This is a genomic window from Blautia sp. MSJ-19, assembly GCF_018918125.1.
Lineage (GTDB): Bacteria > Bacillota > Clostridia > Lachnospirales > Lachnospiraceae > Blautia_A.
In genome coordinates this window covers 12,776-30,652 of sequence record NZ_JAHLQA010000032.1, presented here as the reverse complement: position 1 = coordinate 30,652, position 17,877 = coordinate 12,776, and the positions used below count along the sequence as shown (strand labels likewise).

At 42.8% G+C, this 17,877-nt stretch carries 13 protein-coding genes and 1 other RNA gene; 13 read left to right on the top strand and 1 reads right to left on the bottom strand.

Annotated elements, in window-relative coordinates; all coding sequences use genetic code 11:
• The first annotated feature begins 106 nt into the window (after nucleotides 1-106).
• Complete coding sequence (putP, locus tag KQI91_RS10715; protein ID WP_216392770.1) at nucleotides 107-1,642, top strand: sodium/proline symporter PutP; 1,536 nt, start codon at nucleotides 107-109, stop codon at nucleotides 1,640-1,642.
• 423 nt (nucleotides 1,643-2,065) lie between these two features.
• Here the strand turns inward: putP and ssrA are convergent.
• Nucleotides 2,066-2,414, bottom strand: a transfer-messenger RNA (tmRNA) gene (gene ssrA, locus KQI91_RS10710).
• A 270-nt stretch (nucleotides 2,415-2,684) separates the two neighbouring features.
• On the opposite strand from ssrA, the gene KQI91_RS10705 reads away from it, so the two are divergent.
• The 12 genes from KQI91_RS10705 (at nucleotide 2,685) to KQI91_RS10650 (ending at nucleotide 17,667) form a co-directional block, all read left to right on the top strand.
• On the top strand, nucleotides 2,685-3,167 hold the full coding sequence (locus KQI91_RS10705) for a transcriptional repressor (RefSeq protein WP_216392769.1): 483 nt from the start codon (nucleotides 2,685-2,687) through the stop codon (nucleotides 3,165-3,167).
• 192 nt (nucleotides 3,168-3,359) lie between these two features.
• On the top strand, nucleotides 3,360-3,665 hold the full coding sequence (locus tag KQI91_RS10700) for a DUF6110 family protein (RefSeq protein WP_216392768.1): 306 nt from the start codon (nucleotides 3,360-3,362) through the stop codon (nucleotides 3,663-3,665).
• A gap of 71 nt (nucleotides 3,666-3,736) precedes the next feature.
• Nucleotides 3,737-5,809, top strand: a complete 2,073-nt coding sequence (locus tag KQI91_RS10695; RefSeq protein WP_216392767.1) for a heavy metal translocating P-type ATPase — start codon at nucleotides 3,737-3,739, stop codon at nucleotides 5,807-5,809.
• A 177-nt stretch (nucleotides 5,810-5,986) separates the two neighbouring features.
• Nucleotides 5,987-6,538: a DUF3793 family protein gene (locus KQI91_RS10690; protein ID WP_216392766.1), complete on the top strand. Its 552-nt coding sequence runs from the start codon at nucleotides 5,987-5,989 to the stop codon at nucleotides 6,536-6,538.
• A 24-nt stretch (nucleotides 6,539-6,562) separates the two neighbouring features.
• A complete protein-coding gene (locus tag KQI91_RS10685; protein ID WP_216392765.1) occupies nucleotides 6,563-6,985 on the top strand; it encodes a flavodoxin in 423 nt (140 codons plus the stop codon).
• Nucleotides 6,986-7,151: 166 nt separating this feature from the next.
• Nucleotides 7,152-7,835, top strand: a complete 684-nt coding sequence (locus tag KQI91_RS10680) for a response regulator transcription factor (protein WP_216392764.1) — start codon at nucleotides 7,152-7,154, stop codon at nucleotides 7,833-7,835.
• Nucleotides 7,832-9,364 carry a sensor histidine kinase gene (locus KQI91_RS10675; RefSeq protein WP_216392763.1) on the top strand — a complete coding sequence of 511 codons (1,533 nt, stop codon included), beginning with the start codon at nucleotides 7,832-7,834 and terminating at the stop codon, nucleotides 9,362-9,364. The genes KQI91_RS10680 and KQI91_RS10675 overlap by 4 nt, the downstream gene beginning before the upstream one ends.
• A gap of 108 nt (nucleotides 9,365-9,472) precedes the next feature.
• Nucleotides 9,473-10,093, top strand: a complete 621-nt coding sequence (hisH, locus tag KQI91_RS10670; RefSeq protein ID WP_216392762.1) for an imidazole glycerol phosphate synthase subunit HisH — start codon at nucleotides 9,473-9,475, stop codon at nucleotides 10,091-10,093.
• Between the two features lies 1 nt (nucleotide 10,094).
• Entirely contained in the window at nucleotides 10,095-10,853 is a 759-nt protein-coding gene (gene hisF / locus KQI91_RS10665) for an imidazole glycerol phosphate synthase subunit HisF (RefSeq protein ID WP_216392761.1), read from the top strand.
• Between the two features lie 14 nt (nucleotides 10,854-10,867).
• The gene (ung, locus tag KQI91_RS10660) at nucleotides 10,868-11,563 is read left to right on the top strand and encodes a uracil-DNA glycosylase (RefSeq protein WP_216392760.1); all 696 of its coding nucleotides are present in this window, start codon (nucleotides 10,868-10,870) and stop codon (nucleotides 11,561-11,563) included.
• A gap of 2 nt (nucleotides 11,564-11,565) precedes the next feature.
• Nucleotides 11,566-13,182, top strand: a complete 1,617-nt coding sequence (locus KQI91_RS10655) for a putative polysaccharide biosynthesis protein (RefSeq protein WP_216392759.1) — start codon at nucleotides 11,566-11,568, stop codon at nucleotides 13,180-13,182.
• Between the two features lie 258 nt (nucleotides 13,183-13,440).
• Nucleotides 13,441-17,667 carry a 2-hydroxyacyl-CoA dehydratase gene (locus KQI91_RS10650; RefSeq protein ID WP_216392758.1) on the top strand — a complete coding sequence of 1,409 codons (4,227 nt, stop codon included), beginning with the start codon at nucleotides 13,441-13,443 and terminating at the stop codon, nucleotides 17,665-17,667.
• Nucleotides 17,668-17,877: the final 210 nt, after the last annotated feature.

Sequence of the window (17,877 nt, the reverse complement as noted above, 5' to 3'; positions counted from 1 at the left end):
CTTGAGAAATTTCTTTACTTTTTTCATGTTTTCGAATAAAATTGTGGTTATATGTATATTAACAGATGTATAAATATGCATTTATATTCAGAAGGGAGAGGAACTTATGACAACATCACACATCTGCATCATGATAGCGATCATTGTTTATCTTGGTGCAATGCTCTATGTCGGATATCTCTGTTCCAAGAAAAATAATGACACCTCCGATTTTTATCTGGGTGGCAGAAAGCTTGGTCCATTGGTTACGGCAATGAGTGCAGAAGCTTCCGATATGAGCAGCTGGCTTTTAATGGGACTTCCGGGACTGGCGTATCTGTCCGGAATTGCGGATGCCGGATGGACAGCAATCGGCCTGGCAATCGGAACTTATCTTAACTGGAAGATCGTTGCAAAAAGAATCCGACTTTACACGCACATAGCAGGCAACTCGATTACATTACCTTCATTCTTCAGCAACCGTTTCAGAGATAATCGCCATATTTTGCAGTCCATTGGAGCTGTTTTTATTGTAATTTTCTTTATTCCGTATACAGCTTCCGGATTTGCTGCCTGTGGAAAACTGTTCTCCAGTCTTTTTGGAGTTAAGTATCTCACGGCTATGATTATCAGTGCATTGGTTATTGTAGCGTATACGACTCTTGGAGGATTCCTTGCAGCATCTACGACGGATTTTATCCAGAGTATCATTATGTCAATTGCACTGATTATTGTCTTTGGTTTTGGCGTCTCAGTAGCAGGAGGACCTTCGGCAGTCATCGACCATGCGAAGTCATTACCAGGCTATTTAACTATGATGACTACATATGATCCGGTGACAGGAACAGAGGCAGCATATCCGGTGATAAATATTGTTTCTATGCTTGCATGGGGACTTGGATATTTTGGAATGCCGCATATCCTTCTTCGTTTTATGGCAATCGAAGATGAAAAGAAACTTTCTTTATCCAGAAAAGTAGCCACAACATGGGTTGTGATTTCACTGGCAGTAGCAGTACTGATTGGTGTGATTGGTCTTGGGATGACAGAAGCGGGCAAACTGGAAATGCTTCAGGGATCCAATTCTGAAACCATTATTGTTAAGATTGCGGATCTTTTGAGTACATATGGTGTTCTTCCGGCATTGCTTGGCGGTACAATTCTGGCAGGTATTCTGGCATCAACAATGTCTACGGCGGATTCACAGCTGCTTGCAGCTTCTTCAGCAGTTTCTTCAGATCTTTTTGGAGCTGTTCTGAAGAAAAAAAGACAGGAAACCATGTTGACAGATCGTGTTACTTTGTTGCTGATTGCTGTCATTGCTGTTATCATTGCCCGCAATCCGGATAGCTCTGTATTTAATATTGTATCTTTTGCATGGGCAGGATTTGGAGCCGTATTTGGACCAGTTGTGTTATTTGCGTTGTTCTGGAAACGTACCAATTGGCAGGGAGCTCTCGCAGGAATGATTTCTGGTGGCGTTATGGTATTTGTGTGGAAATATCTTGTCCGTCCGAATGTGGCTTTTCTGGATTTCTATGAATTGCTTCCGGCATTTCTGATTTCCTGTGCTATGATTATTCTGGTAAGCCTTACAACCAAGGCACCGTCTAAAGAAATTACAGACGAATTCGAATTTGTTCAGAAGAAAATGGCAGAATAAGTACAGGCACTGAAACTGTATAAAAAGAAAAAGCTGACGGTCATCTATAATGTAGGTGACAGGTCGGCTTTTTCTTTTGTGTGGTAAAAATATGAAACCCTGATAATTTAAGAATAGGCTTCACACTCTTTATGTGGTTATTTATACGGTTTTTTTATAATATTATGGAAAAGAAAATGTATGCAATTTAATGAAACTGCCTATTAATATAGAAGGATAATGCAATTGGTAATATCCATTATATTGTATATATAAAAAGTGGATTGAAAAGGAAGTTATATCTGTCATTTATGAAAAAACATAATAGAATTAACAAGATTGTTTTTGAAAAACGAAATCCCAGAGTAGTCAAGAGTAATCAGAACATGCGTTCAAGCAAAGCCCTGAAACTCTTGATTTTACTGGATTTATAAGGTACTCATAAAATGGACCTGAGGGGAATCGAACCCCTGTCCGAAAGCCTATCCCTTGCGGTATCTCCCATCACAGTCGCTGATTTGACATTCCCTTGGCAGTACGCCCACCGACAGGCTTACTGCTTCAGTAGCTTCATGATACATCTACCGGGGCAAAGCTTACCCGGCAAGGTTTCTCACATAGTCGACACCAGATTCCTGATGTGTGAGTGCATTAGGGCTGATGAGCAGCACTTAGGCTGCTAACGCGTACTGTTCGTCTGCGTTTATATTTAGTTTCCCGGTTGGTACGCAGTCCAGGAGTCTGCGGATGGCTGCCTCAACTTCAAAGCCCCCGTCGAAACCAGTACAAGCCCTGATCAGGTACGGAAAAATTCCGATATTACTGGTGAACAGACGATGCTTTTGTTTTGACTGTCTCTTATTATATGAAAGATGGCACAGAATTGTCAAGGGAGGAAGCAAATTTTTTTTATTTGATTTTGACACTATTCCATAAAAATTGCAAAAAATCTTGACAGCAACAGTTAGAAGATGTAAACTCGTGATAGTCGAAACGAACTAAAGTTACCGTAAACGAAGCATCGACGGCTTCGAATAAACTGGACGGATCAGGAGGAACGTAAATGGAAGCATTGCAAGAGGAAATTTATGATCAGATATCAGATCCTGCTCAGGAATCCTTCCGTAATCAGCAGTATCAGAGGGGCAGTATGCAGCGAAGTGCTATCATGGACAGACTTCGCCGGGAGGGCTGTCGAATTACAAAACAAAGAAAAATCATATTGGATATTATTTTGCAGGAAGAATGTACCTGCTGTAAGGAAATTTATTTTCTTGCATCTAAGAAAGATCCGAATATAGGGATGGCGACTATTTACAGAATGATCAATCTTTTGGAAGAGATTGGTGCATTGAAAAGAAAAAGTGCGTATCGTCTCTGCGATGAGCCATCCCAGGTGCCTGTCTGCTGCGTTCAGCTGGATGATCAGACAAGTATCCGGCTGGACAATGAAAAATTATGCAAAGTCATTGAAAAAGGTATGGAATCCTGTGGATATCTTCAGTCGAGAAGAGTGCGCAGAGTATCGGTGGAAAGCGGCAACTAACCGTTTTCTGCCGAAAAAATATACAAAAATCAAGACTTTTAAAATGCGTAATTTTAGACAATAATGAGAAAATTTATCACTTGCGCAAGTTAGTCTGGACTTTTGCTCGGGAGATTTTATAATATGGGTAATGCCAAGGGAACAAGGCACTGAAAAAGATAAAAATAATATAATATACAGGAGGAACTTACCATGATCAAACTTGATAAGAAACACAGCGGAGTATTTGCAGCAGGAGTGTTATTCGGAACAGCAGGAATCAAACTTCTTTCCAGTAAAGATGCAAAGAAAGTTTATACAAACTGCACAGCAGCTGTTCTTCGCGCAAAAGATTGCGTAATGAAGACTGTATCTAAAGTTCAGGAAAATGCAGAAGACATCTACGCAGAAGCACAGCAGATCAACGAAGACCGTGCGGCAGCTGAAGAAGCATTTGAAGATACTGCTGAAGAAGAATCCTTTAAAGAGACAGAAGAGACTGCAGCAGAAGAGGAATAAGAATGAGGCACCTGCGGTGATAAGCTGCAGGTGTTTTTATCTTGACCACAAAAACTAAAGGTGATGACAATATGAGATTTAAAATAGAACATGAGATCAGAGGCAGAGTCAGACTTCATATCTGTCAGGAACGAATGACATGCAGACAGGCGGATCAGTTAGAATATTTTCTGACAAAGCTTGATGGCGTAACCTCTGCAAAAGTAGTAGAACGAAATCAGGATGCAGTTATCTGCTATTCTGGTGACAGAGAAGAAATATTGAAGGCAGTTCAGAGTTTTTCCTATGAGAAGGCAGAAGCGCCTGAGAGCTATCTGCAGAATTCCGGAAGAGAAATGAACGGTGAATACTGGGAGAAAATGGTAAATCACGTTGTGATCCATTATGGAAAGAAAATTTTTCTGCCACTTCCGATACGGACATTCCTGACAACCCTGAAATCTGTAAAATATATTTGGAAAGGCGTACGCAGCCTTGCAAAATGCAGAATTGAAGTTTCCGTTCTGGATGCAACAGCGATTGGAGTATCCGTTCTCAGAGGTGACTTCAGCACAGCATCTTCCGTTATGTTCCTTCTTGGATTCGGAGAAATCCTTGAAGACTGGACACATAAGAAATCCGTGGATGATCTTGCAAGAAGTATGTCTCTGAACGTAAGCAAGGTATGGCTGGTGTCAGAGGATTCCGAGGTACTGGTAAATGCAGATACGATCAAGCCTGGCGACAGAGTACGTATACATATGGGAACTGTGATTCCGTTTGATGGCATTGTTACAGAAGGTGAGGCTATGGTAAATGAAGCTTCCCTGACAGGCGAGTCTATGCCGGTTGCAAAACGTGAAGCAGGCTATGTGTATGCCGGAACCGTTATGGAAGAAGGCGAGCTTACGATTCGCGTAAAAGAAACTTCAGGATCTACCAAGTTTGAAAAAATCGTAACTATGATCGAAGAAACCGAAAAATTAAAATCGGCTGTAGAGAGTAAAGCAGAACATCTTGCGGACAGATTAGTTCCATATACACTGGCAGGAACAGCTCTTACTTATGCTCTTACCAGAAATATAACAAAAGCACTGTCCATTCTGATGGTTGACTTCTCCTGTGCCCTGAAACTTGCAATGCCGATTTCTGTGCTTGCTGCGATCCGTGAGGCAAATGCTCATCATATTACTGTGAAAGGCGGCAAATTCCTGGAAGCAGTAGCAGAGGCAGATACGATCGTATTTGACAAGACCGGCACACTGACCAAAGCACAGCCGACAGTAGTTGATGTCGTTTCTTTTAATGGCGAATCTAAAGAAGATCTTTTAAGACTGGCTGCCTGCATGGAAGAACACTTTCCTCATTCTATGGCGAAGGCAGTTATGGATGCTGCAAAAGAACGTGGACTGACACATGAAGAGATGCATTCTAAAGTAGAATATATCGTAGCACATGGTATTTCTACAACTGTGGATGGAAGAAAGGCGATCATCGGAAGCCATCATTTTGTATTTGAAGATGAAAAATGTATAATACCGGCAGGAAAAGAAGAACTTTTCATGAACCTGCCAGAAGAATATTCACATCTTTATCTGGGAATCGAAGGTGAGCTGGCAGCTGTGATCTGTATTGAAGATCCACTTCGTCCAGAGGCTCCGGAAGTGGTAAAAGCGCTTCGAAAAGCCGGATTTACCCAGATTGTTATGATGACTGGGGACAGTGATCGTACTGCAAAGGCAATTGCGGCGAGAGTTGGTGTAGATAAATACTATTCCGAAGTCCTTCCGGAAGACAAAGCCAAATTTGTGGAAGAAGCTAAAGCGCAGGGACGAAAAGTGCTGATGGTAGGTGATGGTATCAACGATTCGCCGGCACTTTCCGCAGCAGATGTAGGTATCGCGATCAGTGATGGTGCAGAGCTTGCGAGAGAAATCGCGGACATTACGATTGGCGCAGATGATCTGAGCGTAATGGTAACACTTAAAGAGATCAGCAATGGCCTGATGGAGAAAATCCATAAAAATTACAGAAGAATTGTTGGCATCAATGGAAGTCTGATCGCACTTGGCGTGACAGGGGTGATTCAGCCGACAATGTCTGCACTTCTGCACAATACGTCTACTCTGCTGATCGGTATGGATTCTATGAAATCAGTACTTTAGACGACAGCAAAAAATATAAAAAGTTAAATACAAAAAACTCTTGACAGGCGATAGGAAATATTGTACTATCATATCAGTTAGAAACAACTAACAGACAACTGGTTTACGGATATGGAGACATATCCGTAAATTTAAAACAATGGGTTAGACACAACTAATTGGCAAGGAGAACCGGGAATGTTAGAGGCTGAGATCATAGCACACTGTGCGCCTACGCTGGCAGGAATCAAAACTGCAAACATGTTTACTTACACACCTGAGAACAGGGAAGGACTTCGTAAGGAAGTCAGAGAAGAGAATGAGAAACTGAATAGCAAAGGCGTTTTTGTGGAAGTACTTAGAACAAGTAAGTACAAGGCTCTGGTCTATGTATATCGTAAGAAAAAACTGGAACAGGATCTGAGCTGTGAAGGTGCATGCAGGCTTCTGAAAAATTGTGGTTATGAGTGCCGGGAGACAGACTGTTGTATCAGACAACTTCAGGAGCGTTTTTTTGAAAATGACTGTTTTCCTCACGAGGTTGGATTATTCCTGGGGTATCCTCTCGATGATGTGACTGGCTTTATTGAACAGAAAGGCAAAAATTATAAGTGTTGCGGGATCTGGAAAGTGTATGGAGACGCACAGCAGACTCAGATACTTTTCCGGAAACTGAAGAAGTGTTCCGAAATCTACAGACGCCTGTTTGCAGATGGAAGATCAATTCTCCAGCTCACCGTTGCAGCATAAATAAGAAAGGACAAGGTAAGTAAGATGAGTAAAGTAGCAGTAGTTTATTGGAGTTCTACAGGAAACACAGAATCTATGGCAAATGCAGTAGCAGAAGGCGCAAAAGCAGCTGGCGCAGAAGTTACAACTTTTGAGACCGCTGATTTCTCAGCAGAAAAAGTAGATGAATTTGATGCAATCGCATTTGGCTGTCCGGCAATGGGTGATGAAGTTCTGGAAGAAGATGAATTTGAACCAATGTTCAGCTCCTGCGAAGGAAAACTTTCCGGTAAAAAGATTGGACTGTTCGGATCCTATGGATGGGGAGACGGAGAGTGGATGCATAACTGGGAAGATAAATGCAAAGAAGATGGAGCAGTGCTCGTTGCAGACGGTGTAATCTGCCAGGAAGAGCCAGATGATGATGCAGTAGAAAACTGCAAAGCACTTGGCAAAGCACTTGCATAATTTCATATTACAGATTTGGATCAGAACCGGGAGTCAGTTGCATGACTTCCGGTTTTTTGCAGTTCTGGAAAAATTTCTGCTGCCCGTTCACAAAACTTACATAAATCTCTGCTAAGATAAAAAACAGAAAGATAGAATCAATAAATGATTGATGGAGGAATGAAAAATGGAAGCCCCAAAGATACTTGTAGTAGATGATGAAAGCCGCATGCGTAAGCTGGTAAAAGATTTTCTTGAAAAGAAAAATTTCCATGTGCTGGAAGCCGGAGATGGAGAAGAAGCGATGGATATTTTTTATGAAGAAAAAGATATAGCACTGTTGATCCTGGATGTTATGATGCCGAAGATGGATGGATGGGAAGTCTGCCGAGAGATTCGCAAAAATTCCAAAGTTCCAATTATCATGCTGACAGCCAGAGGAGATGAGAGAGATGAACTGCTTGGATTTGATCTGGGTGTGGATGAATATATTTCCAAGCCGTTCAGTCCGAAGATCCTGGTAGCAAGAGTTGAGGCAATCCTTCGAAGAACCGGACAGGATGCCGGAAATGATGTGCTTTCTGCAGGCGGTATTGTAATTGATAAATCCGCGCATCAGGCAACAGTGGATGACAAACCAATGGAACTGAGTTTTAAAGAATTTGAACTGCTCACATATTTCCTTGAAAATCAGGGAATCGCACTTTCCAGAGAAAAGATTCTGAATTCTGTATGGAACTATGATTATTTTGGAGACGCGCGTACGATAGATACACATGTTAAAAAGCTGAGAAGCAAAATGGGAGACAAAGGAGAATATATCAAGACAGTCTGGGGAATGGGCTACAAATTTGAGGTAGATGAAGCATGAAATCGCGTCATAAAGCAACAGGAAAACAGAAAAAAAAGAAATTTCATCCGCTGAGACGACAGATTGAATTCTGGTTTATTGGATTGCTTCTGCTTTCCATGGTGATTACAACAGTGATCAATGGCCTGTTTCTGGAACATTACTATATCAGCAAAAAGACAGATGTACTTCAGGAAGCGGTCAGGAATCTGGAGGAATTGTATGTAGAAACCGATTCTGATGGAAACTGTAATGCAGAAGTTTCTGATGAAATGTTTAAAGACAGTTCTGAGAATAACCTGACATGGATTGTTATTACAGCAGATGGACAGACGGTCTGCTCTGTGGGAAGCAATGAGGATCTTCTGGAGGCAAGACTGGTGGGATATGCTTATGATCTGGATCAGAAAAAAGATGATCATACAAAGATTCTGCAGCAGAATGACAGTTATGTGATTCAGCAGGTTCGGGATCGTTTTGCGGGAATGGAATATGTGGAGAGCTGGGGTGAATTGGAAAATGGCTGTTATTTTCTGATTCGGACACCTTTGGAAAGTATCCGCGAGAGTGTATCCATATCGAATAAGTTCTATTTCTATGTGGGCATCATGATTATTCTGGTCAGTGGTCTGGTCATCTGGTTTGTTACGAAGCGAATCACTCGTCCTATCAGTGAACTGACTTTGCTTTCTACAAAAATGAGTGATCTGGATTTTGATGCAAAATATCAGAGTCATGCCGGAAATGAAATTGATGAACTGGGTGAGAACTTTAACCGTATGTCTGCACAGTTGGAAAAGACAATTTCTGAACTCAAATCGGCGAACAATGAATTGCAGAAGGATATTGAAAATAAAGAGCGTATTGATCAGATGCGGCAGGAATTTCTGAATAATGTTTCACATGAACTGAAAACTCCGATCGCACTGGTACAGGGATATGCAGAAGGCCTGAAGGAGAATATCTCCGATGATCCTGAGAGCCGGGAATTTTATTGTGATGTTATCATGGATGAAGCTGCAAAGATGAATAAACTTGTCCGTAATCTTCTGACTTTGAATCAACTGGAATCTGGCAGGGACGAGATGACCGTGGAGCGCTTTGATATTGTAAGTCTGATTCGTGGTGTTCTGCAGTCTATGGATATCATGATTCAGCAGAAAGAAGCAAAAGTCAGCTTTGAAGCAGAAGCACCGATCTATGTATGGGCGGATGAGTTTAAGATTGAAGAAGTCGTAACGAATTATACCAGCAATGCGCTGAATCATCTGGATGGAGACCGGGAAATCGAGATTCGTGTTCTTACAGAGAGTGATCATGTAAAAGTAACGGTATTCAATACCGGTACACCGATACCGGAAGCGGACATTCCGAATCTCTGGAATAAATTCTACAAAGTAGATAAGGCAAGAACCAGGGAATATGGTGGAAGTGGAATAGGTTTGTCCATCGTCAAGGCGATCATGGAGGGGCTTCACCAGCAGTATGGCGTGCAGAATTATGATAATGGTGTAGAATTCTGGTTTACATTAGACAGGAAGAATCAGTAAAACAGCACAAATCGGGACAGATGTAAAGAAATCGCTTTGCATCTGTCTTTTTTTGGGTTATACTGAACTAATGAGTAAAGAATCAATGAAGACAGGATGTGAGAGACAATGATAGGAATTATCGATTATGATGCAGGCAATATCCGCAGCGTAGAGAAAGCACTTGCATACCTCGGCGAGGAGACGATCGTTTCCAGAGATCCGGAGGTGCTTTTAAAAGCAGATAAGGTGATCCTTCCGGGTGTTGGAAGTTTTGGCCAGGCAATGGAAAATCTGAACAGATATCATCTGATTCCGGTAATTAAAGATATGGTAAAAAATAATACTCCATTCCTTGGAATCTGTCTGGGGCTGCAACTGCTTTTTGAGAGCAGCGAAGAAACTCCGGGTGTGGAGGGACTGGGAATCTTGAAAGGTAAAATTTTACGGATTCCGCCATCACCGGGACTGAAGATCCCACATATGGGCTGGAATTCCCTGCATCTGCAGAATAATGGAAGACTGTTTAAGGGTGTTCCGGAAGACACGTATGTATATTTTGTGCATTCCTATTATCTGCAGGCGGAAGAACCGGAGATTGTAAAAGCGGTGACCGATTACAGCACAACGATTCATGCTTCTGTAGAGAAAAATAATGTATTTGCATGTCAGTTCCATCCGGAGAAGAGCAGCAGATATGGGCTTAAGATTCTGGAGAACTTTGCAAAACTTGAAAAGGAGGGGAACTGATATGTTTACAAAGAGAATCATTCCCTGCCTGGATGTCAACAACGGACGCGTGGTAAAGGGCGTAAATTTTGTGGATCTCAAAGATGCAGGAGATCCGGTAGAAATTGCGAAGGCATATGATGCTGCCGGAGCAGATGAACTTGTTTTTCTGGATATTACAGCATCCTGCGAAGAACGTGACACAGTAGTTGATATGGTGCGTAAAGTTGCTGCCTGCGTGTTTATTCCGTTTACTGTAGGTGGCGGGATACGTACCGTTGATGATTTTAAGAAACTGCTTCGTGAAGGTGCAGACAAGATTTCGGTAAATTCCGCGGCAATCGACCGTCCGGAACTGATCCGCGAGGCCGCAGAGAAGTTTGGCAGTCAGTGCGTGGTGCTTGCAATTGATGCCAAGAGAAGACCGGATGGCGGTTGGAATATCTACAAGCATGGTGGCCGCCTGGACACCGGGCTGGATGCGATTGAATGGGCAAAGAAGGCGGAAGCACTGGGCGCAGGAGAAATCCTTCTCACCAGTATGGATTGTGATGGAACAAAAGCCGGATATGATATTGAACTGACCCGTGCGATTTCCGAAGCGGTCAGCATACCAGTCATTGCCTCCGGCGGTGCAGGCACACTGGAACATTTTTATGATGCACTTACAGAAGGGGGTGCAGATGCGGCACTTGCTGCATCTTTATTCCATTATAAAGAACTGGAGATCCGTGAGGTAAAAGATTATCTTGCAGGCAGGGGAATCTCCGTAAGAAGATAAGAGGTGAAAGGAACATGGCTCCTTTATCAGGGGAATGGCTGGAAGCACTGAAAGGTGAATTTCATCAGCCATATTATACAAAATTATACAAGACAGTAATGCAGGAATATCAGACACGCAAGATTTTTCCGCCGGCAGATGATATGTTTAATGCATTTCATTTTACACCATTGAGTCAGGTCAAGGTGGTGATTCTTGGACAGGATCCGTATCATAACGACGGACAGGCGCATGGCCTGTGTTTTTCTGTAAAAAAAGATGTGGAAATTCCACCGTCTCTGGTAAATATTTATCAGGAACTGCATGATGATCTGGGCTGTTATATTCCGGATAATGGTTATCTGGAAAAATGGGCAAGACAGGGAGTTCTGATGCTGAACACGGTTCTGACTGTGCGGGCCCATCAGGCGAATTCACATAGAGGCATTGGATGGGAACAGTTTACTGATGCGGCAATCCGCATTCTGAACGAGCAGGACCGTCCAATCGTATTTCTTCTCTGGGGTCGTCCGGCACAGATGAAGAAGTCTATGTTAAATAATCCAAAGCATCTGATCTTGGAAGCACCGCATCCAAGTCCACTTTCTGCATACAGAGGATTTTTTGGATGCAGGCATTTCAGTAAGACAAATGAATTTCTGATTCAGAATGGTCTGGAGCCGATTGACTGGCAGATCGAAAATAAAGAACAGCAGGAAATTAAGGAGTGAACATGAACCAGAAGAATAACCTAGTAAAAAATGCATCCTTTTTGATGATTGCGGCGATGATCTCCAAGGTCATTGGTCTTCTTTATAAGAGCCCGCTTTCTTCAATTGTAGGCAATATGGGAATGGGATATATCAGTCTTGCCCAGAATGCCTATATGATTCTTCTGATGATTGCATCCTTCAGCATTCCGCAGGCAGTTTCCAAACTGATCTCAGAACGAATAGCTTTAAAAGATTACAAAAACGCCCAGAAAATTTTTCATGGATCTCTGATCTATGCGGCAATTGTGGGAGGAATCGTGGCGCTCGTGTGTCTGTTCGGCGCAAGATTTATCATTCCGAGCAACCAGCCGAACGCAGTGCTGGCACTCCAGATCCTTTCTCCGACAATTTTTCTCTCCGGAATCCTGGGCGTATACCGAGGATATTTCCAGGCATATCGAAATATGATGCCAACTTCGATTTCGCAGATTCTGGAACAGATCTTTAATGCTGCCGTCAGTTTGATAGCAGCATGGATGTTTATCAATTATTTTGCAGACGGCAGTGACGGCAGTGTTGCAAAATGGGGAGCTGCCGGTTCTACTGTGGGTACAACAGCAGGTGTTGTTACAGCATTGTTGTTTATGCTTCTGGTATATGGTGTTAACCGCAGGGCAATACGCAGAAGAGTAGACAGAGATTATATGCATGAGGAAGAATCTTATGGAGAGATTCTGAAACTGATCATACTGATTGTTTCGCCGATCATACTGAGCTCTTTTATTTATAATATTAATGGATATTTGAATGGAGTTCTGTATTCTGAGATCATGGGAAAACATGGTGTAAATGCAGATACGATCAGTATGTTGTATGCAGAGTATGCAACCTATTTTATGAGCATCATCAATATTCCGCTGACACTTTCCAGTGCAGCACCGACTTCTATGATTCCGGAAGTTTCTGCACTTTATGCGACAGGGGATATTGACGAGACGAGAAGAAGAGTGGATCAGACGGTACAGCTTTCCATGTTTATTTCCATTCCATGTGCAGTCGGACTTGCCGTACTGGCACAGCCAATCGTATCCTTGCTTTTTGGAGGAACAAATGGCGTAGCTGGCAAACTTCTGATGCTGGGCTCTTTTACCATTCTTCTGAATGGAATGTCCAATATTTCCAATGGCGTTCTTCAGGGAATCGGCAAACCAAAGATTCCGATGATCACGGCAGCTGTTGCACTGGTTGTTGATGTGGTAGTGGTAGTTGCACTTCTGATGTTTACGGATCTTGGAATCTATGCACTGTTGGTTGCCATGATCGTATATGCGATCGTTGTATGTGTTATGAATGATTTCTTTATGAAAAAATATCTGGATTATAAGAATCCATGGAAGGCTACTTATGTAAGTCCGCTCATTGCATCTGCAGTGATGGGAATTGTGGCAGCAGGAGTTTATTATGGACTTCATGCATTGCTTCCATCCAATATCATCTGCCTTGGAGTATCCATCATTCTGGCAGCGGCAGCTTATTTTCTGGTTTATATTCTGGTTGATAAGACTGCATCTGAGAGACTTTCCAGAATGCCGGGCGGAGCTTATCTTGTGAGGATCGCACAGAAAATACGAAAATAAAAAATATCAGAAATATGGGGATATCAGTTGTTTTTTCAACGGATATCCCTTTTATTTCCAAAAGAAGATAAAAATTTGATACCCAAAACAGTTTGTGGCAGTAGTTATGTAACAAATTGTGAAAGTTGGTCATTGTCATTTGTAAAACTTTGTCGTATAATGTTACGGAATTCGATTTTTGAGAAATACTTTTTAATAAGAAAGAACACGTTACATTCATATCTGTATATATACAGTTTTGACGAGGAGGTCGATTTATTGAATACATATACATTGGGAATTGATATTGGCTCAACAACCGTTAAAATCGCGATTCTTGATGAAAATGAAAAGCTTCTGTTTGCAGATTACGAACGTCATTTTGCAAACATTCAGGAGACACTGGCTGATCTTTTGGAAAAAGCACAGGGGCAGCTTGGAGAAATGAAACTGAGCCCGGTCATTACCGGTTCCGGTGGTCTGACTCTGGCAAATCATCTGGAGATTCCGTTTGTGCAGGAAGTTATTGCAGTGTCCACATCTCTTCAGAAAATGGCACCACAGACAGATGTCGCCATTGAGCTTGGCGGAGAAGATGCCAAGATCATTTATTTTGAAGGGGGCAATATTGAACAGCGAATGAATGGTATCTGTGCCGGTGGTACAGGTTCTTTTATCGATCAGATGGCGTCCCTTCTTCAGACAGATGCTCCTGGTTTGAACGAGTATGCCAAGAATTATAAGGCTCTTTATCCAATCGCTGCCCGTTGTGGCGTATTTGCAAAAACAGATATTCAGCCACTGATCAACGAGGGGGCAACGAAGGAAGATCTGTCGGCATCTATTTTTCAGGCGGTTGTAAACCAGACGATTTCCGGTCTTGCCTGCGGTAAACCGATTCGCGGACATGTGGCATTCCTGGGTGGTCCACTGCATTTCCTTTCTGAATTAAAGAAAGCGTTTATCCGCACTCTGAAACTGGATGATGAGCATACGATCGTTCCGGAGAATTCTCATCTGTTTGCGGCAATCGGTTCCGCGTTGAATGCAAAAGAAGATGTTTCTGTTTCTCTGACAGAACTTAAAGATAGACTTCGTCATTCCATTAAAATGGATTTTGAAGTAGAGCGAATGGAACCACTGTTTGCAACAGAAGAAGATTATGAAGAATTTAATAAGCGTCAGTCTTCTTACAAAGTTGCGACAGGAGACCTGGCTTCTTACAAAGGAAATTGTTATCTTGGCATTGATGCCGGTTCCACTACAACCAAGACGGCACTGGTAGGAGAAGATGGAAGCCTTCTGTATTCTTTTTACAGTAATAACAACGGAAGCCCGCTCAAAACGGCAATTCGTTCTATTCAGGAGATTTATTCAAAACTTCCGAAGGATGCAAAGATTGCCTATGCATGTTCTACCGGTTATGGTGAAGCACTGATCAAAGCAGCACTTCTTCTGGATGAGGGAGAAGTTGAGACTGTTTCCCATTACTATGCGGCAGCGTTCTTTGATCCGGAAGTTGACTGTATCCTGGACATTGGTGGCCAGGATATGAAATGTATTAAGATCAAGAATCAGACGGTAGACAGTGTACAGCTGAATGAGGCATGCTCTTCCGGTTGTGGTTCTTTTATTGAGACGTTTGCGAAATCTCTGAATTACAGTGTACAGGATTTTGCAAAAGCGGCTCTTTATGCGAAACATCCGATCGACCTTGGAACCCGTTGTACCGTATTTATGAATTCCAAGGTAAAACAGGCGCAGAAAGAAGGAGCAGAGGTATCTGATATCTCCGCAGGTCTTGCATATTCCGTTATCAAGAATGCTCTTTATAAAGTTATCAAAGTTTCTGATGCAACAGAGCTTGGTAAACACATTGTAGTACAGGGTGGTACGTTCTATAATGATGCGGTTCTTCGAAGCTTCGAGCGTATTGCCAACTGTGAAGCGATCCGTCCGGATATTGCCGGTATCATGGGAGCATTCGGTGCGGCTCTGATCGCACGTGAACGCTATGAAGATGGCAAAGAGACAACCATGCTTTCTATTGACAAGATCAATGAACTGAAATATACAACTTCTATGGCAAACTGCCGTGGATGTACCAATAACTGTCGTCTGACCATCAACAAATTTACAGGAGGCCGCCAGTTTGTCAGCGGAAACCGTTGTGAACGTGGAATTGGTAAAGAAAAGAACAAAGATCATGTTCCGAATCTTTATGAATATAAATACAAGAGACTGTTCTCTTACGAACCGTTAAGCCCGGATCAGGCAACAAGGGGACAGGTCGGTATCCCGCGTGTCCTGAACATGTTTGAAAATTATCCATTCTGGTATACGTTCTTTACAAAACTGAAATACGAGGTCGTACTTTCACCGACTTCCACCAGAAAGATATATGAGCTTGGTATTGAATCCATTCCGAGTGAATCTGAGTGTTATCCGGCGAAGCTTGCACATGGCCATGTGAGTTGGCTGATCAAGAAGGGCGTGAAATTTATTTTCTATCCCTGCATTCCATATGAACGTAACGAGTTCCCGGATGCAGTCAACCATTATAACTGCCCGATCGTTACTTCTTATGCAGAGAACATCAAGAATAATGTGGATGAGCTGAAAGATCCGAGCATTAAATTTATGAATCCGTTTATGGCCTTTACGACGGAAGCAATCCTGACAGATCGTCTGGTTGAGGTGTTTAAAGATCTTCCGGCAGAGGAAGTCAAAGCCGCTGCACATGCTGCTTGGGAAGAACTGGCTCAGGCACGTAAAGATGTACAGAAAAAAGGAGAGGAGACTCTTCAGTACCTTAAGGATACCGGACGAAGAGGTATTGTTCTGGCAGGTCGTCCGTACCATATTGACCCTGAGATTCATCATGGTATCCCGGACCTGATCAACAGCTACGGCATTGCTGTATTTACAGAGGATTCTATTTCTCATCTTGCAGAAGTAGAACGCCCGATCCGTGTCAATGACCAGTGGATGTATCACTCCCGTCTGTATGCAGCGGCAAACTTTGTTAAGAAACAGGATAATCTGGATCTGATCCAGTTGAACTCCTTTGGATGTGGTCTGGATGCCGTTACAACGGATGAGGTTTATGAGATCCTGGATGGCAGCGGCAAGATTTATACCTGTCTGAAGATTGATGAGGTAAACAACCTTGGCGCGGCACGTATCCGTGTACGTTCTCTGCTGGCAGCGCTCCGGGCAAAAGATGCGCAGCATAAAGAACGTGAGATCAAACCGTCTTCTATTGAGAAGGTTGTATTTACAAAGCAGATGCGTAAGGATTATACGATCCTCTGCCCGCAGATGTCACCGTTCCACTTCGGAATCCTGCAGGCTGCATTTAATACCTGCGGATATCATCTGGAAGTGCTTCCGAATGATAACAAACATGCAGTTGATGTGGGACTGAAATATGTAAACAATGATGCATGCTATCCGTCATTGATGGTTGTCGGACAGGTTATGGATGCCCTTCTTTCGGGTAAATATGATCTGAATAAAACGGCTGTCATCATGTCTCAGACAGGTGGTGGCTGCCGTGCATCCAACTATATCGCATTTATCCGCCGTGCCCTTAAGAAGGCAGGCATGGAGCAGGTTCCGGTCATTTCCATTAACTTAAGCGGTTTGGAAAGCAATCCGGGATTCAAGCTGACACTTCCGTTGATCAAACGTATCTGCTATGGTGCAGTGTTTGGCGATATCCTGATGAAATGTGTATATCGTATGCGACCATATGAACTGGAGCCGGGAATCGTCAACCGTAAACATAAGATCTGGGAGCAGAGAGTCATCACCTTCCTGGAAGGCAGCAGCGTCAGTCATGGACAGTTTAAGAAAATGTGCCGCGAAATGGTGCATGAATTTGATCTTATTCCGATCAGCGATGAAAAGAAACCACGTGTTGGTATCGTTGGAGAGATCCTTGTTAAGTTCCTTCCGGCAGCCAATAATCATCTGGCAGAACTTCTGGAAGCGGAAGGAGCCGAAGCAGTCTGCCCGGATCTGATCGACTTTATCAATTACTGTTTCTATAATCAGAACTTTAAGTGTGAGTTCCTTGGATTCAAGAAAAATAAAGCGACAATTGCAAACTGGGGAATCAAAGCTATTGAATGGCTGCGTGGAACTGCAAATGAAGCACTTGCACAGAGTCGTCATTTTACACCATCTGCCAATATTGCAGATCTGGCCAAAATGGCAGAGCCGATTGTATCTCCTGGAAACCAGACCGGTGAGGGCTGGTTCCTGACTGGTGAGATGATGGAACTGATCCATGGAGGTGTGCCAAATATCGTTTGCATTCAGCCGTTTGCATGCCTGCCGAACCATATTGTAGGTAAAGGTGTCATTAAAGCAATACGAAGAGAACATCCGGAAGCAAATATCGTAGCAATCGACTATGACCCAGGTGCCAGTGAAGTTAATCAGCTGAATCGTATTAAATTGATGCTTTCTACAGCACAAAAAAACTTAAATAAAAAATAATTTTTTTTAAATTCCCGAGGGGGAAAATGCTCGTAGTCTGCGAAGGCCGCGTTTCCCCCTCGGACTCCCCCTTTTTGGCCACGCGGTCGAGGTGTGGGGAAGGGCACTTAAAATCCGTGATTCTGTGTTGATTATCAAAATGCTGCTGTGTGAGCGAAGCGAGTTCAGCATTTTGATGATTGATTTTAACAGGATTGCGGATTTTTTAGT